The sequence below is a fragment of the Mycobacterium senriense genome (assembly GCF_019668465.1).
In the GTDB taxonomy this organism is placed as follows: Bacteria; Actinomycetota; Actinomycetes; order Mycobacteriales; family Mycobacteriaceae; genus Mycobacterium; species Mycobacterium senriense.
The window spans coordinates 4,051,239-4,073,468 of the sequence record NZ_AP024828.1 but is presented as its reverse complement, the minus strand read 5'-3'; the positions used below and the strand labels follow the sequence as shown (position 1 = coordinate 4,073,468).

General features: G+C 69.6%; 20 protein-coding genes and 2 pseudogenes. 11 read left to right on the top strand and 11 right to left on the bottom strand.

Features of this window, described 5'->3' with window-relative positions; all coding sequences use genetic code 11:
• Positions 1–49: 49 nt before the first annotated feature.
• A pseudogene (locus MTY59_RS19290) lies at positions 50–1,921 on the top strand (DEDD exonuclease domain-containing protein); the annotation flags it as partial.
• Here the strand turns inward: MTY59_RS19290 and trpD are convergent.
• A complete protein-coding gene (gene trpD, locus MTY59_RS27440) occupies positions 1,859–2,938 on the bottom strand; it encodes an anthranilate phosphoribosyltransferase (protein WP_250160881.1) in 1,080 nt (359 codons plus the stop codon). The pseudogene MTY59_RS19290 and the gene trpD overlap by 63 nt on opposite strands.
• A 145-nt stretch (positions 2,939–3,083) precedes the next feature.
• Here trpD and ctaE point away from each other — a divergent pair, with 145 nt between their 5' ends.
• From ctaE to qcrB, 4 genes are read left to right on the top strand one after another with little or no spacing between them, the layout of a single operon-like run.
• Positions 3,084–3,695, top strand: coding sequence for an aa3-type cytochrome oxidase subunit III (ctaE, locus tag MTY59_RS19285; RefSeq protein WP_064877534.1), 612 nt, complete (start codon positions 3,084–3,086; stop codon positions 3,693–3,695).
• A gap of 29 nt (positions 3,696–3,724) precedes the next feature.
• The gene (qcrC, locus tag MTY59_RS19280) at positions 3,725–4,582 is read left to right on the top strand and encodes a cytochrome bc1 complex diheme cytochrome c subunit (protein ID WP_221042570.1); all 858 of its coding nucleotides are present in this window, start codon (positions 3,725–3,727) and stop codon (positions 4,580–4,582) included.
• The gene (qcrA, locus tag MTY59_RS19275) at positions 4,579–5,790 is read left to right on the top strand and encodes a cytochrome bc1 complex Rieske iron-sulfur subunit (protein WP_221042569.1); all 1,212 of its coding nucleotides are present in this window, start codon (positions 4,579–4,581) and stop codon (positions 5,788–5,790) included. The genes qcrC and qcrA overlap by 4 nt, the downstream gene beginning before the upstream one ends.
• Positions 5,787–7,487, top strand: a complete 1,701-nt coding sequence (qcrB, locus tag MTY59_RS19270; RefSeq protein ID WP_221042568.1) for a cytochrome bc1 complex cytochrome b subunit — start codon at positions 5,787–5,789, stop codon at positions 7,485–7,487. Before qcrA ends, qcrB begins: the two co-directional genes overlap by 4 nt.
• 36 nt (positions 7,488–7,523) lie before the next feature.
• Here the strand turns inward: qcrB and MTY59_RS27720 are convergent, their stop codons facing one another.
• The 5 genes and pseudogenes from MTY59_RS27720 to ctaC all read right to left on the bottom strand — a co-directional run bounded on the left by MTY59_RS27720 (position 7,524) and on the right by ctaC (position 11,034).
• Positions 7,524–7,646 carry a hypothetical protein gene (locus MTY59_RS27720; RefSeq protein ID WP_284145224.1) on the bottom strand — a complete coding sequence of 41 codons (123 nt, stop codon included), beginning with the start codon at positions 7,644–7,646 and terminating at the stop codon, positions 7,524–7,526.
• Positions 7,647–7,693: 47 nt separating this feature from the next.
• The gene (locus MTY59_RS19265; protein WP_221042567.1) at positions 7,694–8,347 is read right to left on the bottom strand and encodes a DUF2561 family protein; all 654 of its coding nucleotides are present in this window, start codon (positions 8,345–8,347) and stop codon (positions 7,694–7,696) included.
• Complete coding sequence (locus MTY59_RS19260) at positions 8,347–9,303, bottom strand: MmpS family transport accessory protein (RefSeq protein WP_221042566.1); 957 nt, start codon at positions 9,301–9,303, stop codon at positions 8,347–8,349. Before MTY59_RS19260 ends, MTY59_RS19265 begins: the two co-directional genes overlap by 1 nt.
• A 188-nt stretch (positions 9,304–9,491) precedes the next feature.
• The gene (locus tag MTY59_RS19255; protein WP_221042565.1) at positions 9,492–9,911 is read right to left on the bottom strand and encodes a cytochrome c oxidase subunit 4; all 420 of its coding nucleotides are present in this window, start codon (positions 9,909–9,911) and stop codon (positions 9,492–9,494) included.
• A gap of 8 nt (positions 9,912–9,919) precedes the next feature.
• Positions 9,920–11,034, bottom strand: a pseudogene (ctaC, locus tag MTY59_RS19250) (aa3-type cytochrome oxidase subunit II).
• Between the two features lie 156 nt (positions 11,035–11,190).
• Here ctaC and asnB point away from each other — a divergent pair.
• Entirely contained in the window at positions 11,191–13,152 is a 1,962-nt protein-coding gene (gene asnB / locus MTY59_RS19245) for an asparagine synthase (glutamine-hydrolyzing) (protein WP_221042563.1), read from the top strand.
• A gap of 77 nt (positions 13,153–13,229) precedes the next feature.
• Here the strand turns inward: asnB and MTY59_RS19240 are convergent, their stop codons facing one another.
• Entirely contained in the window at positions 13,230–14,201 is a 972-nt protein-coding gene (locus MTY59_RS19240; protein ID WP_221042562.1) for a carbohydrate kinase family protein, read from the bottom strand.
• A 183-nt stretch (positions 14,202–14,384) separates the two neighbouring features.
• On the opposite strand from MTY59_RS19240, the gene MTY59_RS19235 reads away from it, so the two are divergent.
• Positions 14,385–15,080: an Rv0361 family membrane protein gene (locus tag MTY59_RS19235; RefSeq protein WP_221042561.1), complete on the top strand. Its 696-nt coding sequence runs from the start codon at positions 14,385–14,387 to the stop codon at positions 15,078–15,080.
• Between the two features lie 58 nt (positions 15,081–15,138).
• Here MTY59_RS19235 and MTY59_RS19230 read toward each other — a convergent pair whose 3' ends face one another.
• Together MTY59_RS19230 and MTY59_RS19225 are read right to left on the bottom strand one after the other, a co-directional pair.
• Positions 15,139–15,498, bottom strand: a complete 360-nt coding sequence (locus tag MTY59_RS19230) for a HesB/IscA family protein (RefSeq protein WP_007770699.1) — start codon at positions 15,496–15,498, stop codon at positions 15,139–15,141.
• Between the two features lie 96 nt (positions 15,499–15,594).
• On the bottom strand, positions 15,595–16,671 hold the full coding sequence (locus MTY59_RS19225; RefSeq protein WP_221042560.1) for a glycerate kinase family protein: 1,077 nt from the start codon (positions 16,669–16,671) through the stop codon (positions 15,595–15,597).
• 191 nt (positions 16,672–16,862) lie between these two features.
• On the opposite strand from MTY59_RS19225, the gene MTY59_RS19220 reads away from it, so the two are divergent.
• The 4 genes from MTY59_RS19220 to MTY59_RS19205 are packed head-to-tail and all read left to right on the top strand — an operon-like array spanning position 16,863 to position 19,944.
• Positions 16,863–17,555, top strand: a complete 693-nt coding sequence (locus tag MTY59_RS19220) for a DUF3043 domain-containing protein (RefSeq protein WP_221042559.1) — start codon at positions 16,863–16,865, stop codon at positions 17,553–17,555.
• Between the two features lie 27 nt (positions 17,556–17,582).
• Positions 17,583–18,119, top strand: coding sequence for a bifunctional adenosylcobinamide kinase/adenosylcobinamide-phosphate guanylyltransferase (locus MTY59_RS19215; protein WP_221042558.1), 537 nt, complete (start codon positions 17,583–17,585; stop codon positions 18,117–18,119).
• Complete coding sequence (gene cobT, locus MTY59_RS19210; protein ID WP_221042557.1) at positions 18,116–19,189, top strand: nicotinate-nucleotide--dimethylbenzimidazole phosphoribosyltransferase; 1,074 nt, start codon at positions 18,116–18,118, stop codon at positions 19,187–19,189. Before MTY59_RS19215 ends, cobT begins: the two co-directional genes overlap by 4 nt.
• A complete protein-coding gene (locus MTY59_RS19205; RefSeq protein ID WP_221042556.1) occupies positions 19,186–19,944 on the top strand; it encodes an adenosylcobinamide-GDP ribazoletransferase in 759 nt (252 codons plus the stop codon). The genes cobT and MTY59_RS19205 overlap by 4 nt, the downstream gene beginning before the upstream one ends.
• Here MTY59_RS19205 and MTY59_RS19200 read toward each other — a convergent pair.
• A complete protein-coding gene (locus tag MTY59_RS19200; RefSeq protein WP_221042555.1) occupies positions 19,941–21,050 on the bottom strand; it encodes a branched-chain amino acid aminotransferase in 1,110 nt (369 codons plus the stop codon). The two genes, MTY59_RS19205 and MTY59_RS19200, sit on opposite strands and share 4 nt — an antisense overlap.
• Positions 21,051–21,105: 55 nt before the next feature.
• Positions 21,106–22,209 carry a glycine cleavage system aminomethyltransferase GcvT gene (gcvT, locus tag MTY59_RS19195; RefSeq protein WP_221042554.1) on the bottom strand — a complete coding sequence of 368 codons (1,104 nt, stop codon included), beginning with the start codon at positions 22,207–22,209 and terminating at the stop codon, positions 21,106–21,108.
• Positions 22,210–22,230: the final 21 nt, after the last annotated feature.

Genomic DNA, 22,230 nt, shown 5'->3' with positions numbered 1-22,230 from the left:
CGCGGGCACCGACAGCTATCCGTCCCCGCATTCCGGCCCCGCGCCCGGCGTGGGAGCCGCGCGGGTGTCGGTCATCCGCCTTAACGTCACCGCCGTGGCTTCCAGGGGTGCGACTCAGCTGAGCTTCGCCGACGTGGGGTCACCGTTGACGCCCGACGAGCTCTCGCTGCGTGAGACCACCTTCGTCGTGGTCGACCTGGAGACCACCGGCGGGCGCACCAAGAGCACGGCGGGCGCCGCGCCCGACGCGATCACCGAAATCGGGGCGATCAAGGTGCGCGGCGGCGTGGTGCTCGGCGAGTTCGCCACCCTGGTGGATCCGCAGCGCAGCATCCCCCCGCAGATCGTGCAGCTGACCGGCATCACCACCGCGATGATTTCCGACGCACCGACCATCGACTCCGTCCTGCCGATGTTCCTGGAGTTCGCCGGGTTGGACTGCGGGGCCGTGCTTGTCGCGCACAACGCCGGGTTCGACACCGGCTTCCTGCGTGCCGCCGCGCAGCAGTGCGACATCGCCTGGCCGCGGCCGCAGGTGCTGTGCACGGTCCGGCTGGCCCGCCGGGTGCTCAGCCGCGAGGAAGCCCCCAGCGTGCGGCTGGCCTCGCTGGCGCGGCTGTTCGCCGTCGCCACCCAGCCCACCCACCGCGCCCTGGACGATGCGCGCGCCACCGTCGACGTCTTGCACGCCCTCATCGAGCGGGTCGGCAACCAGGGCGTGCACACCTACGCCGACCTGCGCTCCTACCTGCCCGACGTGACACCCACCCAGCGCCGCAAGCGGGTGCTCGCCGAGGGCCTGCCGCGCCGGCCGGGCGTGTACCTGTTCCGCGGGCCGTCGGGCGAGGTGCTTTACATCGGCACCGCCGTCGACCTGCGACGGCGGGTCAGCCAGTACTTCACCGGCGCCGATCCCCGGGGCCGCATGAAGGAGATGGTCGCGCTGGCCGGCGCGGTCGACCACGTCGAGTGCGCCCACCCGCTGGAGGCCGGCGTGCGCGAGCTGCGGCTGCTGGCCGCGCACGCGCCGCCGTACAACCGGCGGTCCCGGTTCCCGCAGCGCTGGTGGTGGGTGGCGCTCACCGAGGAGGCCTTCCCCCGCCTCGCCGTGGTGCGGGCGCCGCGGCACGACCGCGCGGTCGGCCCGTTCCGGGCCCGCGCCGACGCCGCCGACACGGCCGCGTTGCTGGCGCGATTCACCGGGTTACGGACCTGCACCAACCGGCTGGGCCGCTCGGCGCTGCACGGGCCGCTGTGCGCCGAGGCGGAGGTGTCGCCGTGCCCGGCCGCGCGCGGCGTCACCGCCACCCAGTACGCCGCCGCCGTGGCTCGGGTCGCGGCGCTGGTCGACGGCGCGGACAACGGCGCGCTGAGGTCGGCCGTGGATCAGGTGGGTGCACTCGCCGACCGGCATCACTTCGAGAGCGCCGCGCGCCTGCGCGACCGCACCGTCACTGCGGTCGAGACGCTGTGGCGTGGCCAGCGGCTGCGCGCCCTGGCCGCACTGCCCGAGCTGATCGCCGCCGCGCCCGACGGCGAGGGCGGCTATCACCTGGCCGTCATCCGCCACGGCCAGCTCGCCGCGGCGGGCAGCGCCCGGCGCGGGGTGCCGCCGATGCCGGTCGTCGATGCGATTGTTGCTGGGGCACAAGCGATTCTGCCCACACCTGCCCCGCTGGGCGGCGCACTGGTCGAGGAGACCGCGCTCATCGCGCGCTGGTTGACCGGGCCCGGGGTGCGCATCGTCCGGGTCGCCGAGGACGGCTGGGCCTCCCCGCTGCGGTCGGCCGGCGCCTGGTCGGCGTGGGCCGCGGTGGCGCGCTCGGCGCGACTGGCCGGCGAGCAGGCGCTGCGGGAATCAGACCTGCTGGCCGAACCGCACCCATCGCGCGAGCAGTTGTTCGGCCGCACCGGAATCGATGGCCTTGCAGGCTCGGGCCAGCCCGTCCTCCCACGCCGGCAACCATTCGGCGCGGCTGGATAACCCGGCGTGCGCGACGATCGCGCCGGCGGCATTGAGCACGACGGCGTCGCGCACCGGCCCCTTGCCGCCGGCCAGCACCGCGCGGACCTCCGCCGCGTTGGCCTGGGCGTCGCCGCCCAACAAATCGTCGAGATCGGCTCGGGGGAAACCGAATCCGGCCGGATCGAAGGTCAGCTTGTCCACGGTGCCGGCCTGCACCCGCCAGATCGTGCTGGTGGTGGTGGTCGTCAGCTCGTCGAGCCCGTCGTCACCGTGCACCACCAGCACACTGGACCGGCGCGCGGCGAAAACCCCGGCCATCACCTCGGACAGTTCAGCGAACGCGCAGCCGATCAACCCGGCCCGTGGCCTGGCCGGATTGGTAAGCGGCCCAAGGAGATTGAAGACCGTCGGCACGCCTATCTCGCGGCGCACCGCGGAGGTGTGCCGGTAGGACGGATGGAACAGCGGCGCGAAACAGAACCCGATGCCGACCTCCGCGAGGCTGCGCGCGACCTGCTCGGGGCCGAGGTCGATGCGGACGCCGAGCGCCTCGAGCGTGTCGGCGCCGCCGGACAACGACGAGGCCGCCCGGTTGCCGTGCTTGACCACCGGCACGCCCGCGGCCGCGGCCACCAGCGCCGCCATCGTGGACAGGTTCACGGTGTTGACGCCGTCGCCACCGGTGCCGACGATGTCGACCGTGTCGTCGCGGATGGCACCGGACGGCATCGGCAGCGCGTGGTTGAGCATGACGTCGGCCAGCTCGATGACTTCGGCCGAGGTGGGAACCTTCACCTGCATCGCCACCGCGAATGCCGCGATCTGGGCGGGGCTCGCGTCGCCGGCCATGATCCGGTCCATGGCCCAGGCGGCCTGTCCGCGCGCCAGGTCCTGCCCGCCGGTCAGACGGGACAGGATCCGCGGCCACGAGCATGCGGGTGCGCCGGACGGCGACGACGCCTTAGATGACATAGCCACGCGCCGATGGTCCCACGGCGACCACACCTGCCCCAACCGTCTCCGGAAGCGGCCCGCTGCGCACCCGCGCGCGACGCGCGAGACACCAAATGCCGCCCCGGGTGGAGTTCAACAACTACAAAGCGTCATACTTGCGGATGTGACCAGCGCTGCCGGGACTTCGGGTACTGCAATTACGTCGCGGGTGCATTCGCTGAACCGACCCAACATGGTCAGCGTCGGCACCATCGTTTGGCTTTCCAGCGAGCTGATGTTCTTTGCTGGCCTCTTCGCGATGTACTTCACCGCTCGCGCCCAATCGGGCGGGAAGTGGCCGCCGCCGCCGACCGAGCTGAACCTGTACCAGGCCGTCCCGGTCACGTTGGTGCTGATCGCGTCGTCGTTCACCTGCCAGATGGGGGTGTTCGCGGCCGAACGCGGCGACGTGTTCGGGCTGCGCCGCTGGTACGTGCTGACCTTCTTGATGGGCCTGTTCTTCGTTTGCGGCCAGGGCTACGAGTACTACCACCTGATGTCGCACGGGACGACCATTCCCGGGAGCGCCTACGGCAGCGTGTTCTACCTGGCGACCGGGTTCCACGGCCTGCACGTCACCGGCGGCCTGATCGCCTTCATCTTCTTGCTGGCCCGCACCGCGATGAGCAAGTTCACGCCGGCGCAGGCTACGGCCAGCATCGTCGTCTCGTACTACTGGCATTTCGTCGACATTGTGTGGATCGCGCTCTTCGCCGTGATCTATTTCATCCGATGAGCAGGCGCTGGACGAACAGGAGTGCTCGGTTGAAGAAACTGGGATCTACCCGATCCGGTGCGGCCAAGCCGTCGCAGGGGCAGCGTGATCGTTCGCGACGGCGGCTTCGCCGCCGGCTGTCCGGCGGTCTGCTGCTGCTGATCGCGCTGACCATCGCCGGCGGCCTGGCCGCCATCCTCACCCCGCGGCCGCAGGTGGCCGTGGCAGACGAGTCCAATTCGGCGCTGCTGCGCACCGGCAAGCAGCTGTTCGACACCTCGTGCGTGTCCTGCCACGGCGCCAACCTGCAGGGTGTCCCCGACCGCGGGCCGAGCCTGATCGGCGTCGGCGAGGAAGCCGTCTACTTCCAGGTGTCGACGGGCCGGATGCCGGCGATGACCGGCGAGGCCCAGGCGCCGCGCAAGGAACCGATCTTCGACGAGGGCCAGGTCGACGCGCTGGGCGCCTACGTCCAGGCCAACGGCGGCGGCCCGACCACGGTGCGCAACCCGGACGGCAGCCTGGCGATGCGCTCGCTGCGCGGCGAGGACCTGGGCCGCGGTGGCGACCTGTTCCGGCTGAACTGCTCCTCCTGCCACAACTTCACCGGTAAGGGCGGCGCGCTGTCGTCCGGCAAGTTCGCGCCGGACCTGGAGCCCGCCAACGAGCAGCAGATCCTGGCGGCCATGCGAACCGGTCCGCAGAACATGCCGAAGTTCTCCGACCGTCAGCTGTCGTTCGAAGCCAAGAAGGACATCATCGGCTACATCAAGGCGGTGACCGAGGAGCGCCAGCCGGGCGGCTACGGCCTGGGCGGATTCGGACCCGCACCCGAGGGCATGGCCGCCTGGATCATCGGGATGGTCGCGGCCATCGGGCTGGCACTGTGGATTGGGGCACGAGCATGAGCGACCAGGACGTTCGCGGCTCTGACACCGGCGGGAACCCGCACGGCACCGGCGAGAGGGAACCCGACGACGCGGCGCTGGACGCCATGTCGCAGCAGGAACTGGTGGCGCTGGGCGGCAAGCTGGACGGCGTCGACACGGTGTTCAAGGAACCCCGCTGGCCGATCGAGGGCACCAAAGCCGAAAAGCGCGCCGAGCGTGGCGTCGCCCTCTGGCTTTTGCTGGGCGGTTTCTTCGGGCTCGCGCTGCTGCTGATCTTCTTGTTCTGGCCCTGGGAGTACAAGCCGAAGGAAGAGGCCGGAAGCTTCCTCTACGACCTGGCCACCCCGCTGTACGGCCTGACCTTCGGGGGCGCGATCCTGGCGATCGGCATCGGCGTCATCCTGTACCAGAAACGCTTTATCCCCGAAGAGATTTCGATTCAGGACCGCCACGACGGCGCCTCGCGCGACGTCGACCGCAAGACGGTGGTGGCGAACCTGGCCGACGCGTATCAGGGGTCCACGGTCGGGCGGCGCAAGCTGATCGGCCTGTCGCTGGGAATGGGGCTGGGCGCCTTCGGCCTTTCCACCCTGGTCGCGTTTGCCGGCGGGTTGATCAAGAACCCGTGGAAGCCGGTCGTTCCCACCGCCGATGGCAAGAAGGCCGTGCTGTGGACGTCCGGATGGAGCCCGCGCTACCACGGAGAGACCATCTATTTGGCGCGTGCCACCGGTTCCGCCTCCACGTCGCCGTTCGTCAAGATGCGCCCCGAGGACCTCGACGCAGGCGGCATGGAAACGGTCTTCCCCTGGCGGGAGTCCGACGGCGACGGCACCACGCCCGAATCGCAGGAAAAGCTGCGGGCCATCAACCAGGGCGTGCGAAACCCGGTGATGCTCATCCGAGTTCGGCCCACCGACATGAACCGGGTGGTCAAGCGGCAGGGTCAGGAGAGCTTCAACTTCGGTGAGTTCTTCGCCTTCACCAAGGTCTGCTCGCACCTGGGTTGCCCCGCGTCGCTGTACGAGGAGCAGTCCTACCGGATCTTGTGCCCGTGCCACCAGTCGCAGTTCGACGCGCTGCACTTCGCCAAGCCGATTTTCGGGCCGGCCGCGCGGGCGTTGGCGCAACTGCCGATCACCATCGACTCCAACGGGTATCTGGTCGCCAACGGTGACTTCGTCGAGCCCGTCGGACCGGCATTCTGGGAGAGGACGACGACATGAGTCCGAAAATGAGTCCCCCGAAGATCGGCGATGTCCTGGCCCGTCAAGGCGAGGACATCGACACGCGTTACCACCCGTCCGCGGCGGTCCGTAGACAGCTGAACAAGGTCTTCCCCACCCACTGGTCGTTCCTGCTGGGCGAGATCGCGATGTACAGCTTCATCGTGCTGCTGCTCACCGGCGTGTACCTGACATTGTTCTTCGATCCGTCGATGGCCGAGGTCACCTACAACGGCGCCTACCAGCCGCTGCGCGGCGTGGACATGTCGAAGGCCTTCGCATCGACCCTCGACATCTCCTTCGAGGTTCGCGGCGGTTTGTTCGTGCGTCAGGTTCACCACTGGGCGGCACTGATCTTCTCCGCGTCGATCATGGTGCACCTGGCCCGCATCTTCTTCACCGGCGCCTTCCGGCGACCGCGCGAGGCCAACTGGGTCATCGGTTCGCTGCTGCTGATCCTGTCCATGTTCGAGGGCTACTTCGGCTACTCGCTGCCCGACGACCTGTTGTCCGGTATCGGGTTGCGCGCCGCGCTGTCCTCGATCACGCTGGGCATGCCGGTGATCGGCACCTGGCTGCACTGGGCGCTGTTCGGCGGTGACTTCCCGTGCGGCGGCGTGGGCAACGAGTGCGCCACCGTGGGCGCGATCATCCCCCGCATGTACGCCCTGCACATCCTGCTGCTGCCCGGAATCATCCTGGCGCTGATCGGGCTGCACCTGGCCATGGTGTGGTTCCAGAAGCACACCCAGTTCCCCGGCCCGGGCCGCACCGAGCACAATGTCGTCGGCGTGCGCGTGATGCCGATCTTCGCGGTGAAGTCGGGTGCGTTCTTCGCCGCGATCGTCGGCGTGCTCGGCCTGATGGGCGGTCTGCTGCAGATCAACCCGATCTGGAACCTGGGCCCCTACAAGCCATCTCACGTCTCGGCCGGTTCGCAGCCGGACTTCTACATGATGTGGACCGAGGGCCTGGCCCGTATCTGGCCGCCGTGGGAGTTCTACTTCTGGCACCACACTATTCCCGCCCCGGTCTGGGTGGCCTTGATCATGGGCTTGATCTTCGGTCTGCTGATCGTGTATCCGTTCCTGGAGAAGCGGTTCAGCGGTGACTACGCGCACCACAACCTGCTGCAGCGGCCGCGCGACGTGCCGGTGCGCACGTCGATCGGTGCGATGGCGATCGCGTTCTACATGCTGCTGACGCTGTGCGCGATGAACGACATCATCGCGTTCAAGTTCGACATCTCGCTGAATGCGACGACGTGGATCGGGCGCATCGGCATGGTGATCGTTCCGCCGGTGGTCTACTTCATCAGCTACCGGTGGTGCATCGGACTGCAGCGCAGCGACCGCGCGGTGCTCGAGCACGGCATCGAGACCGGCATCATCAAGCGGCTGCCGCACGGCGCCTACGTCGAGCTGCACCAGCCGCTGGGCCCGGTCGACGACCACGGTCACCCGCTGCCGCTGGAATACCAGGGTGCGCCACTGCCCAAGAAGATGAACAAGCTGGGCTCGGCCGGATCCCCGGGCAGCGGCAGCTTCCTGTTCGCCGACCCGGCATCCGAGGACGCGGCGCTGCGCGAGGCGGCACACGGCTCGGAGCTGCGCGCCCTGACCGCACTGCGCGAACACCAGGACGGCCTCAACGGTTCGACGAACGGTAAGACAAATGGCGAGGGCGGCGAGCACTAGCTCGCTCGACCCCTCCCGTTTTCGTCTGTGCCCGCCCTACGGACGGGCACAGGCCCGTCGCCGCCGGGCGGCCCGCAGCATCGAGCCGACCGTGACGCTGTAGGTCGCGTACGGGACGATCAGCAGGTTGACCCGGGCGGTCTCCGCCATGACCGTCATCACGTCCGCGTGGAGCCACAACGCCGGGCCTCGCACGGCAGCGGCGCCTACTGCTCGGCGACGACCCGGCGGAGCTGACGAATGTGCAGCCACTCCACCACCGGCATGGCCGCAGTGATGACGCCGGCGAATCCATACCCGATCCACGACCCGCCATCGTGGCCGATCGCCATCAGGTAGGTCGCCGTCGCGACCGCGATCAGCGCCGCGCCCATGGTGCCGGTCAGAATCACGGTGCCGCGCAACCAGACTCGGTCTACCGCCTCGCCCGACCACTCGGCGGCCTGGGCCGGTGCGGCCGATTGCACGGTGGCGGTCCGCTCGCTCCCGGGGCGCACGGCGCCGGCCCCCAGCCGCACCGAAGGCCTCGCCGGCCCGCGCGACGGCGCGGTCATCGCCTGGGCGGCCGGCTCGGCCTGCGACATCCGGCGGGCCCGCAACAGGATGGGGATCGCGCCCGCAATGATCAGCGCCGAAACGATGATGACGGCGTACAGCACCCAGGTGGTGTGCGGGCTGCTGGCCGCCTTGTGAAAGCCCCTGCCCAGATCCGCCAGCGCGACGGCGGCCGCCACGCTGACGCCCAGCAGCACCAGATAAATGGCGGCGCACGCGCCGATCAGGATGCGGTCGATGACCTCGGGCGCAATGGTGTCGTCGTCGCCCACGCCGCGCCGGTACGCCGAATATCTGCTGACCATCAGCAGCTCGTCTGCGGCAAGTCGTTGCTGTTCGACGAGAGCACCGTTCCGTCGCTGGTCGTGATCGAGCAATTGAGCCTGCTGAGCCGGAACAGGCTGGAAGCCTCCACCGAACCCACGTCGGATTGTGAGATCGGGGTGACGGTCATCGACCACGGGATATACACGTTGTGCTGCGTGCGGCGCCGGCCGGACGCGTCGACGTAGGTCACCGAAATGATGTCGCCCGGCGCTTTGGTGCCGGTCACCGAGTAGGTGACCTGGCGCGGCCCCGCCGGCGTGGTCGGCGGCGGTGGCGGCGCGGCCGCCGTGGACGTCGCGGGCGGCGGCGCCGGAGCGGGGGCGGGCGCGGGCGCGGGCGCGGGCGGCGGTGCTGGCGAAGGCGTCACCGTCACAGTCTGGGTCTCCGTTGCTGTCGGGGGCGGTGGCGGTTCGGTCGTGGTTGGCGGTGGCGGCGGGGGCGGCGGCGGTTTGGTGGTCGTGATCTCGTCCTGCAGCGGCGGCGTGGACGGGGCGATGGTGGTGCCGGGGTTGGCGAGCTTGGTGGTATCGGTGCGCGCGAACAGCAGCGATACCGACACGACGAGGGCGATCGCGGCCACGATCGCGGCGACCCCCACCACCCACGGCCAGCGCGCGGTGCTGCGCTCGTCGTCAGCATCGGCGGACTCGTCGAAGTCGTCGTAGTCGTAGAGCCCCAGATCGGCCGGCAGGTAGGGGCCGCTGGTGAAGTGCTCGGACTCCGGAGCCGAGTAGGCACGCGAGTAGGCGTCCGTCTCGTCGGCCTGGTTCGCCGCCAGTTCGGCGCTGTCCTCGAAGGGTTCCGGCTCGGCCTCGCCGTCGGCGTCGCGTTCCAGTTCGTCGTCCGGCTCGTCGCCAGGGTCCGGTTCGTGGCTGATCGGGTCGGCACGGTCGGGTTCGTCAGGATCCCATCCCGGGGGTCTCGACCCGCTCATCTCTGCCTTTGCCTACCCTGTTCGACTGCCTCACCTGCGCGCAAAAACTCCCCGATCAGATCGTTGCGGGCGCGCTGGGACGCTTCTCGTTTGCCTGGGCAAAACACTACCGAACCCCAAAGGGGCAAAGCCGTCGTCGCGAACGGCCCACCAATCACGTGATCTGATTGTGACCTTTATGCCGCGAATCAGTGCTTCTCGGGACCGAGGTAGTACTCGAAGACCAGTCCGGCCACCGTCGTCAGCACGAACATCACCCCGGCGACGATCAGCCACGGCAACCACAGGGCGATGCCCACCGCAATCACCGAGGCCGACAGCGCGACCAGAATCGGCCACCAGCTGTGCGGGCTGAAGAAGCCCAATTCCCCTGCTCCATCGCTGATCTCAGCACCCTCGTAGTCCTCGGGCCGGGTGTCCAGCCGGCGCGCCACGAAGCGGAAGAACGTCGCCGTGATCAACGCCAGGCCACCGGTCAGCACCAGCGCGGTGGTGCCCGCCCACTCCACGCCGCCGGTGGCGAAGACCGCGGTCAACGCCCCATAGAGCACCGCAACCACAATGAAAAACCCGGCAATGACTTCGAATAGCCTGGCTTCGATATGCATTTGGTGTCCTAACCTACTGGCTGCCGGCCAATTGGCCGCGCTTGGTGTCGAACGGGTGAGTGGTCACCGCGAGCGGGGGCTGCCCGATCGCCTGCAACGCCTCGGCGTTGCTCTTTCCGCCCGTCCGCTGCTGCAGGTAGGCCTTGAAGTCGTTGGGCGCCACGACCCGAACCTCGAAGTTCATCATCGAGTGATACGTGCCGCAGAACTCGGCGCAGTGGCCCACGAACGCTCCTGGCGTCTGGATCTCTTCGGTCTGGAAGACGTGCACCGAGTTGTTCGCGTCGGCGTTGGGGATCACGTCGCGCTTGAACAGGAACTCCGGCACCCAGAACGTGTGGATCACGTCCGCTGACGCCAGGTCGAATTCGATGCGCTTGCCGGTGGGCAGCACCAGCACCGGGATCTCCTCGCTGGAGCCCAGCGTCTCGACCTTGTCGAAGTTCAGGTACTGCCGGTCCGAGGTGTTCAGCCCGCGGACGGCACCCACCCGCTCCTCGCCGTGGGCGTCCTTGCCCTCCGGCTTGGACAGCATCGCCTTCTTGCGCGCCGGGTCGGCGCCGTCGTACGTCAGCGTGCCGTCTTTGAAGTTGACCTTCTGATAGCCGAACTTCCAGTTCCACTGGAAGGCCGTGACATCGATCACAACCTCGGGGTTCTTGTCCAGGTGCAGCATCTTCTCCTGCACCACCACGGTGAAGTAGAACAGCACCGAGATGATGAGGAACGGCGTCACCGTGAGCACCAGCTCCAGCGGCATGTTGTAGCCGAACTGCCGGGGCAGCACGGTGTCGGTCGCCTTCTTGCGGTGGAAGGCCGACGCCCAGAAGATCAGGCCGAACACGATGCCGCCAACGACCAGCGACGCGATCACCGCGCCGATCCACAGATCACGGTTGAGGTGGGCCTCCGGGGTGATGCCCCGCGGCCAGCCCAGGGCCAGCGCGTCCGCCCAGCTGCTGCATCCGCTCAGGAACAACGCCAGCACACCGAGCGTCAGGGCCACCGCGAAGGGCCGAAGGCGACGGGAAAGACCCTTGGCTCGGCGCCCGGAACCCCCGGAACGGCGCCGAAACCTGCCCTGCGACAAACGTTGCGAACGGTCCTGCTCGCGAGGGGTCACGTTAGCGCCTCCTGCTCGGATATCGAATACTACGCAGCGTAGACCACGCGCCTGAGCCGGGCGACGAAACCCCGGCCCGCCGGTCCGCCCGGCCATTCACGACGTGCCGGGTGGGAGGTCCACGCACGCCCCCGAAGTGCGGCATACTGGGGCGCCGTGTGTGGTCTGCTGGCGTTCGTTGCCGCCCCGGAGGGCTCCGATGATAAGGAAGCGGCAGCCGCCCGCGCCGACGATGCCATCGCGCGCGCGTCGCACTCGATGCGGCACCGCGGGCCCGACGAGCCCGGTACCTGGGTGGACCCCGACACCGACGGCTCCGTCGTCTTCGGCTTCAACCGGCTGTCCATCATCGACATCGCGCATTCGCACCAGCCGCTGCGCTGGGGGCCGCCCGAGGCGCCTGAGCGCTACGTGCTGGTGTTCAACGGCGAGATCTACAACTACCTCGAGCTGCGTGAGGAACTGGCCGGCCGGCATGGCGCCGCCTTCGCCACCGACGGTGACGGCGAGGCCGTCGTCGCCGGATACCACTACTGGGGCACCGACGTCTTGACGCGGCTGCGCGGCATGTTCGCGTTCGCGCTGTGGGATACCGTCACCCGCGAATTGTTCTGCGCCCGTGACCCTTTCGGCATCAAGCCGCTGTTCATGGCGACCGGCACCGGCGGCACGGCGGTGGCCAGCGAGAAGAAGTGCCTGCTGGACCTGGCCGAGCTGATCGGGTTCGACACCGGCATCGACGAGCGGGCCGTGCAGCACTACACCGTCCTGCAGTACGTGCCCGAGCCCGAGACGCTGCACCGCGGGGTGCGCCGGCTGGAATCGGGCTGCTACGCCCGGATCCGCCCCGACCTCCTGCAACCGGAGGTCACCCGCTATTTCGTGCCGCGCTTCGCCGCCGTGCCGATCACCCGCGACACCGAACAGGCCCGCTACGACGAGATCACCGCGGTGCTCGAGGACTCGGTGGCCAAGCACATGCGTGCCGACGTCACCGTCGGGGCGTTCCTGTCCGGGGGGATCGACTCGACCGCCATCGCGGCGCTTGCCATCCGGCACAACCCCCGGCTGATCACCTTCACCACCGGCTTCGAGCGGGAGGGTTTCTCCGAGATCGACGTCGCGGTGGCCTCGGCCGAGGCGATCGGCGCCCGCCACATCGCCAAGGTAGTCAAGCCCGACGAGTTCGTCGCCGCCCTGCCGGAGATCGTCTGGTATCTCGACGAGCCGGTGGCCGACCCGGCGCTGGTGCCGCTGTTCTTCGTCGCCCGGGAGGCCCGCAAGCACGTCAAGGTGGTGCTGTCCGGCGAGGGCGCCGACGAGTTGTTCGGCGGCTACACGATCTATCGAGAGCCGTTATCGCTCAAGCCCTTTGATTATCTGCCGCGGCCGTTGCGGCGATCGGTGGGCAAGGTGAGCAGGCCGCTGCCGGACGGGATGCGGGGCAAGAGCCTGCTGCACCGCGGCTCCCTGACGCTCGAGGAGCGCTACTACGGCAATGCCCGCAGCTTCTCCGACGCGCAGCTGCGCGACGTGCTGCCCGGGTTCCGCGAGCAGTGGACCCACACCGACGTCACAGCGCCGCTGTACGCCGAATCGGCGGGCTGGGACCCGGTGGCCCGCATGCAGCACATCGACCTGTTCACCTGGCTGCGCGGCGACATCCTGGTCAAGGCCGACAAGATGACGATGGCGAACTCGCTGGAGCTCCGGGTCCCGTTCCTGGATCCCGAGGTGTTCGCCGTCGCCTCCCGGTTGCCCGTCGAGGCGAAGATCACCCGCACGACGACCAAGTACGCGCTGCGGCGCGCGCTGGAGCCGATCGTTCCGGCGCACGTGCTGCACCGGCCCAAGCTCGGGTTTCCGGTGCCGATCCGGCACTGGCTGCGCGTCGGCGAGCTGCTGGAGTGGGCCTATGCGACGGTGGACGCCTCGCAGGCCGATCACCTGGTCGACAAGGCCGCGGTGCGCCGGATGCTCGACGAGCACCGCAATGGCGTCAGCGATCACAGCCGGCGACTGTGGACGCTGCTGATCTTCATGCTCTGGCACGCGATCTTCGTCGAGCGCAGCGTGGTGCCCCAGATCAGCGAGCCGCACTACCCCGTGCAGCTCTGACCCAGGGCTGGCGAGCGTAACGCCACTGCGAAAAGGAACGGCCAATTTCGCAGTGTGGTTACGGTCGCGGCATCAACTCAAGCCAGGACCGCGGCGATCTCGGCGGCCGCCTCGTCGCCGTAGGCGCCGGCCAACCGGCTCTTGGCGACCGCGGGGTCCCACGTCCACTCCTGGGTGCCGGTGGACTCCAGCACCAGCACCGCGACCAGCGAGCCCAGCTGCGCCGACCGCTCGAGGCTCAGCCCGGCGGTGCGGCCGGTGAGGAAACCCGCCCGGAACGCGTCACCGACGCCGGTGGGGTCGGTCTGGCTGGTCTCGGGCACCACGCCGACGTGGGTGGTGGTCCCGTCGCGCTCGACGATGTCGACACCCTTGGCGCCCAGCGTGGTCACCCGCAGCTCGACCTTCTTCTGCACGTCGGCCTCGGACCAGCCGGTCTTGGAGAGCAGCAGCTCCCACTCGTAGTCGTTGGTGAACAGGTAGGCCGCGCCGTCGACGAGCTTGTCGATCTCCTCGCCGGACAGGCGGGGCAGCTGCTGGGACGGGTCGGCGGCGAACGCCAGGCCGAGCTTGCGGCACTCCTCGGTGTGCACCACCATCGCGTCCGGGTCGTTGGCACCGATGATCACCAGATCCGGCTTACCCGCGGACGCGACATCGGCGAGCTTGATGTTGCGGGCCTCCGACATGGCGCCGGGATAAAACGATGCGATCTGCGCCATGTCCTCATCGGTGGTGCAGACGAATCGCGCGGTTTTCGCGGTTTGCGAGATCAGCACGTGGTCGCAGTTGACGCCGTGCGACTGCAGCCACTCGCGGTACTCGCCGAAGTCGTCGCCGGCCGCCCCGACCAGCGCCACGTCGCCGCCCAGCACGCCGATGGCGAAGGCGATGTTGCCCGCCACGCCGCCGCGGTGAATTACCAGGTCGTCAACCAGAAAACTCAGGGACACCTTCTGCAGGTGCTCGGCCAGCAGGTGCTCGGAAAACCGGCCGGGAAACCGCATCAGATTGTCGGTCGCAATCGAACCTGTCACCGCGATCGTCACGAAAACTCCATCCTTCGTTAGTAAGGTTATCTAGCTTACTCACGGGCCTCGACCGTCGCTGTGTGCACGGTCGGCGCAAGGCCGTGCGCTAGCCTCCCTAGGGAACTCACTCAAGTCGCCGGGATCACATTGCTCGGGCCGCAACCCGCTTGCAGTCCCGTCTACCACCGTAGGAGAACCACGATGGCAGGTCCGCACTCGCCGAACCACACCGTCGGCGGCGGCAACGGCGGACCGAACCGACGTGAGTCCCCAAGCGAATCCCAGCCAGTCGACTTCCCCGACGACGACCCCAACGCCGGTAATTCGGGCTTCGCCCCAGCTCCGCAGGCAGGGCCTGCTCCCGCCAATTATGCCGGGCAGCCTCCCGCGCCGGTCCCGTACCCGCCGCAACGGTCCAAGCGCGGGCTGATCGTCGGGGTCGTGCTGGCCATCGCGCTCGTCGCGGTGCTGACGGTGGCCATCGTCTACGGGGTGCGCACCAACGGGGCCAACACCGGCTCCACATTCTCCGAGGGCGCGGCGAAGACGGCCATCCAGGGCTATCTGGACGCGCTGGAGCACCGCGACATCGACGAGATCGCCCGCAACGCGCTGTGCGGGCTGTACGACGGCGTCCAGGACAAACGATCCGACCAGGCGCTGGCCAAGCTCAGCAGCGACGCGTTCCGCAAGCAGTTCTCCGAGGTCGAGCTGACCTCGATCGACAAGATCGTCTACCTGTCCCAGTACCAGGCTCAGGCGTTGTTCACCATGCGGGTGACCCCGGTGAGCGGCGCCCCGATGCACGGGCAGGTGCAGGGGATCGCGCAGCTGCTGTTCCAGCGCGGCCAGATCATGGTCTGCTCGTACGTGCTGCGCACCGGCGGCTCATACTGAACGCACACCGTCAGCCGGACTGCACAGCCCGGCTGACGGATTCGCGGGATTTAACCGATCAGTTGAACGAGTCGCCGCAGGCGCACGAGCCGGTGGCGTTGGGGTTGTCGATGGTGAAGCCCTGCTTCTCGATGGTGTCCACGAAGTCGATGGACGCGCCTTCGACATAGGGCGCGCTCATCCGGTCCACCGTCAGCTTCACACCGCCGAACTCCGCGGTCAGGTCGCCGTCCAGCGCCCGGTCGTCGAAGAAGAGGTTGTAGCGCAGGCCGGCGCAGCCGCCCGGCTGCACCGCGATGCGCAACGCGAGGTCGTCGCGGCCCTCCTGGTCCAGCAGGGACTTTGCCTTGGTGGCGGCGGCCTCGGTCAGGATCACGCCGTGGGTCGTCGTGGCGTTCGACTCGTTTTGCACCGTCATTGCTTCTCCTACATGCCTCATCGTTGGGTGGGGTCGATCAAGCCCGAAATCGCCGGCCTGCGCCGGGCGATCCGGACCGCCCGAAAGTCCACACCATCAACGGTACCTTGCAGGACCGCTATTCCCGAGTCGCGCCGCAACTACCGACGCCAAGCCCATGAGCTGGTTGGCCGCGTCGGCCTGGGCCAGCCGCACCGATCCGGCGTGCTCGGCGATGGATAACGCGGCCATGATGCCCGACGAGCGCACCGTCGCGTTCTCCAAGTCGACCTGGCCGGCCAGCACGACCACGGGAATCCCCCGCGGCCGGGCCGCGTCGGCGAGAAAGCCCACCACCTTGCCGTGCAGGGACTGCTCGTCGAACCGGCCCTCACCGGTGACGATCATGTCCGCCGTGTCCAGGTCGTCGGACAGCCGGGTGTGCTCGGCGATGATGGCCGCCCCGGACTCGCAGCGGCCGCCGAGCGCCAGCAGCCCGGCGCCGATGCCGCCGGCGGCTCCCGCACCCGGCTCCGCGCTCACGTCCCGTCCGGCCACCGCTTCCAGGATCAGCGCCCAGGCCTGCAGGCGAACCTCCAGCGCCGCGACGGTGGCCGTGTCGGCGCCCTTCTGCTGCCCGAACACCCGCGCGGCCCCCCACGGGCCGAGTAGCGGGTATTCGGTGTCGGAGGCGGCGATCAACTCCACGTTGCCCAGTTGCCGGCGGGCGGTGTCCAGGCCGCCGAGTTCGGCGATCATGCCCTGCCCACCGTCGGTGCAGGCACTGCCGCCCAGGCCGACCACAATGCGCGTCGCCCCGACCCGCAGCGCCTCGGCGATCAGCTGGCCCACGCCTTTGCTGTGCGACGCCATGGCGGTCTCGGGGGTCGGCGGTCCGCCGACCAGCGCCAGGCCGCACGCCTGCGCGCACTCCAGGTAGGCGGTGGCCGAGCCCCGGTCGAACACCCAATCGGCTTCGACCATGGCCTTCAGCGGTCCGGACACCCGCAGGCGCCGCGTCTCCCCGAGCCGGCTGGCGAGCACCTCGACGAAGCCGGGACCGCCGTCGGATTGCGGGGCGACAATGAACCGGTCGCCGGGACGTGACCGGGTCCAGCCGGTCGCGATGGCCGCGGAAGCCTCCTGGGCCGACATGCTGTCGGCGTAGCAGTCCGGGGCCACCAGGACCTGCATGGCGGGCAGTTGAAGGCGGCCGGGGGCTAGGGCGGGACCATCATCATCCGAGGCCATCGACCCGTCGTCCATCAAACGCTGCCGTTCATCACGTGTAAGAGTAGGGCCAAGTGCGGTACTAACGCAGGTCTAATAGCAAGGCATTCCAGGCGAATTCCGGCGCGCGTCGTCCGCGAAGTAACCTGGCCCCTGTGAAGCTGTTGGGCCGCAAGAAGGGCCAGGACACCGACCTCGACGAGAGCGCCGCCGCGTCGGGCGCCGCCGGCATAGCCGGCGCCTCGGGCGACGCGATCCGCGAGGCGCAGCGGACAGGCCCCAAGGGCCGCCCCACGCCCAAGCGCAACGAGGCCCGTCGCAACCCCAGGAAGGGACCGATCGCGCCCGCGCCGATGACCGCGTCCGAGGCGCGGGCCCGGCGCAAATCGCTGGCCGGTCCCAAGCTCAGCCGCGAGGAGCGCCGGGCGGACAAGGTCGCCGGTCGCGCCCGCATGTCGGATCGCCGGGCAAAGATGATGGCCGGCGAAGAGGGCTACCTGTTGCCGCGCGACCAGGGCCCCGTCCGCCGTTACGTTCGCGACGTGGTCGACTCTCGGCGCAATCTGCTGGGCCTGTTCATGCCGTCGACCCTGTTCTTGATGTTCGTCATGTTCGGCGTCCCGCAACTGCAGCTGTGGGTGTCGCCGGCCATGCTGGTGCTGATGGCCGTGATGAGCGTCGACGGCCTGATCCTGGGCCGCAAGGTCAGCAGGCTGGTCGACGTCAAGTTCCCCAGCAACACCGAAAGCCGTTGGAAGCTAGGCCTTTACGCCGCTGGGCGGGCATCTCAGATGCGCCGGTTGCGAGCGCCGCGGCCCCAGGTCAAGCACGGCGCCAGTGTCGATTAAAGCTCGCCAGAAAGCGGGCTGACACCGGTGCGCACCCTGGTGCTCGGCGGGATCAGGTCAGGCAAATCGCAGTGGGCGGAGCAAGCCATCACCGACGGGTTGCCGCCCGGGCAGGCGATTCACTACCTGGCGCCCGGGCCGGCCGACCACGACGACGCGGCCTGGGCGCACCGGATCGCCCAGCATCGCAGCCGCAGGCCCGGGCACTGGTCCACGATCGAAACCGACGACATCGCAACGCAATTGCGCCAGTCGCCGGGCATCCCGACGCTGGTCGACGACCTGGGCACCTGGCTGACCGGCGCGCTGGACCGCACCAACGCCTGGGATGGCGGCTCGGTCGCGGCTCCCGTCGATGACATGCTGGCCGCAGTCGGCGACTTCGCTTCCCCGCTGGTGCTGGTCAGCCCGGAGGTCGGGTTGACCGTCGTGCCCGCGACCGCCGCCGGACGCCGGTTCGCCGACGAACTCGGCGGCCTCAACCAGCGCCTCGCCCGGTTGTGCGACCGGGTGGTGCTGGTGGTGGCCGGACAGCCGGTGCCGATCAAACCGGCGGGGGCGTGATGCAATTCGCCACCGTCTCACCGCCCGATGCCCGTGTCGCCGCCGCCGCCCGCGCCCGCCAGGACACCCTGACCAAACCCCGGGGCGCGCTGGGCCGCCTCGAGGATTTGTCGGTGTGGGTCGCGTCGTGTCAAGGGCATTGCCCGCCAGAGCAATTCGAGCGCGCCCGGGTGGTGGTGTTCGCCGGAGACCACGGCGTCGCCCGGTCGGGGGTGTCGGCCTATCCGCCGGAGGTGACGGCGCAGATGGTCGCGAACTTCGATGCCGGCGGGGCCGCGATCAACGCGCTAGCCGACATCGCCGGGGCGACGGTGCGGGTCGCTGACCTCGCGGTCGACGCGGACCCGCTGACCGAACGGATCGGCGCGCACAAGGTGCGGCGCGCCAGCGGCGACATCCGGGTCGAGGACGCGTTGAGCGACGACGAGACCGCGCGGGCGCTCGCCGCCGGCGCCGCCATCGCCGACGAGGAGGTCGACGCCGGCGCCGACCTGCTGATCGCCGGCGACATGGGGATCGGAAATACCACGGCCGCAGCGGTATTGGTGGCGGCGCTGACGAACGTCGAGCCGGTCGTCGCGGTGGGTTTCGGGACCGGGATCGATGACGCCGGGTGGGCCCGCAAGACGGCCGCGGTGCGCGACGCCCTGTTTCGCGCGCGGCAGGTGCTGCCCGATCCGGTCGCGCTGCTGCGCCGCGCCGGGGGCGCGGACCTGGCCGCGCTGGCCGGCTTCTGCGCGCAGGCCGCGGTGCGGCGCACGCCGCTGCTGCTCGACGGCATGGCGGTGACGGCGGCCGCGCTGGTCGCCGAGCACCTGGCGCCGGGTGCGCGGCTGTGGTGGCAGGCCGGTCACCGGTCCACTGAGCCCGCCCACGGATTGGCGCTGACGGCGCTGGACCTGGAGCCGATTCTCGACCTGCGGATGCGGCTGGGCGAGGGCACCGGCGCCGCGCTCGCGCTGCCGGTGCTGCGCGCCGCGGTGGCCGCCCTGTCGTCGATGGCGACCTTCACCCAGGCCGGTGTTTCCGATCGCGCCGACGGCGCCAATCGGCCCGCTCCCCCGTCGTGATCCGTTCTCTGGCAACGGCTTTCGCCTTCGGGACGGTGCTGCCGGTTCCGGGCGACGCGCCGATGGGTCGGGGCGCCATGACCGCGCTGCCGGTGGTGGGCGCCGCGCTGGGGGCGCTGGCCGCGGCCGTGACCTGGGGTGGAGCGTGGGTCTTCGGCCGGTCCAGCCCGCTGCCCGGCCTGCTCGCGGTCGCGGTGCTGCTGCTTGCGACCCGCGGCCTGCATGTCGACGGCGTCGCCGATACCGCCGACGGCCTGGGCTGCTACGGTCCGCCGCAGCGGGCGCTGGCGGTGATGCGCGAGGGGTCGACCGGGCCGTTCGGCGTCGCCGCCGTGGTCGTGGTGATCATGCTGCAGGCGCTGGCGTTTTCGGCGCTGGGGGCCACCGGCCGGGTGGTCCCCGGGATGGTCGCGGTGGCCGTGGCGGTGTTCGCGGGCCGGGTGACCGCGGTGCTGGCCGGCCACCGGTCGGTGCCGGCCGCCGGCGGCAGCACCCTGGGCGTCCGGGTCGCCGCAAGCCAGCCCACTGTGGTGGTGACGGCCTGGGTCGCGGTGCTGCTGGCCGCCTCGGTGCCGACCGGGCCGCGGCCGTGGCAGGGACCGGTGGCGGTGCTGCTGGGCCTGGGTTGCGGGGCAATCCTGGTGCGGCACTGCGTGCGCCGGTTCGGCGGCATCACCGGTGACGTGCTGGGCGCCGCGATCGAGCTGACCACGACGGTGACCGCGGTGCTACTCGCGGGTGCGGTGCGGTTCTAGCCCAGCCGGGCCATCCAGCCGTGGGTGTCGGCGAAGGTGCCGCGCTGGATCCCGGTCAGCGTGTCCCGCAACGCCATCGTCACCTCGCCGGGTTGGCCGTCGGCGACGGTGAATTCGGCGTCGCCGTATTTCACGTGTGAGACGGGGGTGATGACCGCGGCGGTGCCGCAGGCGAACACCTCGGTGATCTCCCCGGCGGCGGCCTTCTTCTGCCATTCGTCGATATCGATCTTGCGTTCCTCGACGGAGAATCCGGCGTCAATTGCCAACTGCAGCAAGGAGTTCCGCGTGATTCCAGGCAACAGCGAGCCGGACAGCTCCGGGGTGACCAGGCGCGCGGATCCGCCGCTGCCGAACACGAAGAAGATGTTCATCCCGCCCATCTCTTCGACGAAGCGCCGCTCGACGGCGTCCAGCCACACCACCTGGTCGCAGTCGTTGGCCGCGGCCTCGGCCTGAGCCGACAGCGATGCCGCGTAGTTCCCGCCGAACTTGGCCGCGCCGGTTCCGCCGGGGCTGGCGCGCACATACTCCGTCGACACCCAGACGGTGACCGGGCTGATGCCGCCCTTGAAATAGGCGCCGGCCGGCGAGGCGATCACCAGGTAGCGGTACCGCTTGGACGGCCGCACACCCAGCCCGGGCTCGGTGGCGATGACGAACGGGCGCAGGTACAGCGCCTCCTCGCCGCCGGCCGCCGGAACCCAGGCGTTGTCGACGGCGATCAGCTGGCGCAGCGACTCCATGAACAGCTCTTCGGGCAGCTCCGGGATGGCGAGCCGCCGCGCCGAGGACCGTAGCCGGGCTGCGTTGGCCTCGGCGCGAAACGACACGATCGAGCCGTCGGCCCAGCGGTACGCCTTGAGCCCCTCGAAGATCTCCTGCGCGTAGTGCAGCACGAGCGCCGACGGGTCCAGCTCGAGGGGGCCGTACGGGATGACCCGCGCGTTGTGCCAACCTTCGCCGGCCTCGTCGTAATCGATCGACACCATGTGATCGGTGAAGTACTTGCCGAAACCCGGCTCGGCCAGGATGGTTTCGCGTTCAGCCTCGGTTGCCGGACTTGCCGAGCGCGAAACCGTGAACTCGAGGGAGCCACTGGTCATTGGCTGATTGTATATCCGCCTACCGAATCGGATTTCGCCCGCGCACGCGGCGCGGCTAGCGGGTTTTCACCGCGACGAACGGCGGGCGCACCACTTCGCATGCGGCGCGACGGCCGCGGACGTCGACGGTGATCTCCTGACCGTCCTCGACTCCGGCGTCGGCGTCGATGAGCGCCAAAGCGATCCCGGCCTGCAGCGTCGGCGAGAAGGTGCCCGAGGTCGTGATCCCCACCGGCGTGTCGCCGGCGAGCACCGTCAGCCCGGCGCGCAGCACGCCGCGGCCCACCATCCGCAGTCCGCGCAGCAGCCGCGCCGGGCCGGCCTCCTTCTCGGCCAGCAGGGCGTCGCGGCCGAAGAACGCGTCCTTCTTCCAGCCGATCGCCCAGCCGCAGCGGGCCTGCAGCGGCGAAATGTCGAGCGCGAGTTCGTGGCCGTGCAGCGGATAGCCCATCTCGGTGCGCAGGGTGTCGCGTGCGCCCAGTCCGGCCGGCTCGCCGCCGGCCGCGCTGACCGCCTCGGCCAGGGCGTCGAACACCACACCGGCGCTGTCCCAGGGCGGCAGCAGCTCGTAGCCGTGCTCGCCGGTGTAGCCGGTGCGGCAGACCCGCACCGGCACGCCGGAGAACGAGGTGTCGGCGTACGCCATGTAGTCCATGTCGGTGGGCAGGCCCAGCTGGCCAAGCACGTCGGCGGACCGCGGGCCCTGCACGGCCAGCACCGCGAAGGAGCGGTGCTGGTTGGTGATGGTCAGCCCGGCCGGGGCGGCGGCCTGCAGCGCCTCGACCACGGCGGCGGTGTTGGCCGCGTTGGGCACCAGGAAGATCTCGTCGTCGTCGACGTAGTAGGCGATCAGGTCGTCGACGACGCCACCGGATTCGGTGCAGCACAACGTGTATTGCGCCTTGCCGGGCCCGATCCGGTTCAAGTCGTTGGTGAGCGCGGAGTTGACGAACTGCGCCGTGCCCGGCCCGCGGACCAACGCCTTGCCCAGGTGGCTGACGTCGAAGAGGCCGACCGCGTTGCGCGTCGCGTTGTGCTCGCTGACGGTGCCGGCATATGACACCGGCATCAGCCAGCCGCCGAACTCGGCGAAACTGGCGCCCAAGCTCCGGTGACGGTCTTCCAATGGGCCGCGCAGAAGGTCGGCTTCAGTGCTCACGACTCTTCACCCTAATCAGCC

What these genes read in the sequence shown, in the direction of transcription:
- MTY59_RS19265 (WP_221042567.1), bottom strand. Translation starts at nt 8,347, where the DNA reads ATGGTCAGCAGATATTCGGCGTACCGGCGCGGCGTGGGCGACGACGAC.
- qcrB (WP_221042568.1), top strand. Translation starts at nt 5,787, where the DNA reads ATGAGTCCGAAAATGAGTCCCCCGAAGATCGGCGATGTCCTGGCCCGT.
- trpD (WP_250160881.1), bottom strand. Translation starts at nt 2,938, where the DNA reads ATGTCATCTAAGGCGTCGTCGCCGTCCGGCGCACCCGCATGCTCGTGG.
- MTY59_RS19230 (WP_007770699.1), bottom strand. Translation starts at nt 15,498, where the DNA reads ATGACGGTGCAAAACGAGTCGAACGCCACGACGACCCACGGCGTGATC.
- MTY59_RS19235 (WP_221042561.1), top strand. Translation starts at nt 14,385, where the DNA reads ATGGCAGGTCCGCACTCGCCGAACCACACCGTCGGCGGCGGCAACGGC.
- MTY59_RS19225 (WP_221042560.1), bottom strand. Translation starts at nt 16,671, where the DNA reads ATGCAGGTCCTGGTGGCCCCGGACTGCTACGCCGACAGCATGTCGGCC.
- qcrA (WP_221042569.1), top strand. Translation starts at nt 4,579, where the DNA reads ATGAGCGACCAGGACGTTCGCGGCTCTGACACCGGCGGGAACCCGCAC.
- MTY59_RS19200 (WP_221042555.1), bottom strand. Translation starts at nt 21,050, where the DNA reads ATGACCAGTGGCTCCCTCGAGTTCACGGTTTCGCGCTCGGCAAGTCCG.
- MTY59_RS19255 (WP_221042565.1), bottom strand. Translation starts at nt 9,911, where the DNA reads ATGCATATCGAAGCCAGGCTATTCGAAGTCATTGCCGGGTTTTTCATT.
- MTY59_RS27720 (WP_284145224.1), bottom strand. Translation starts at nt 7,646, where the DNA reads ATGACGGTCATGGCGGAGACCGCCCGGGTCAACCTGCTGATCGTCCCG.
- MTY59_RS19260 (WP_221042566.1), bottom strand. Translation starts at nt 9,303, where the DNA reads ATGAGCGGGTCGAGACCCCCGGGATGGGATCCTGACGAACCCGACCGT.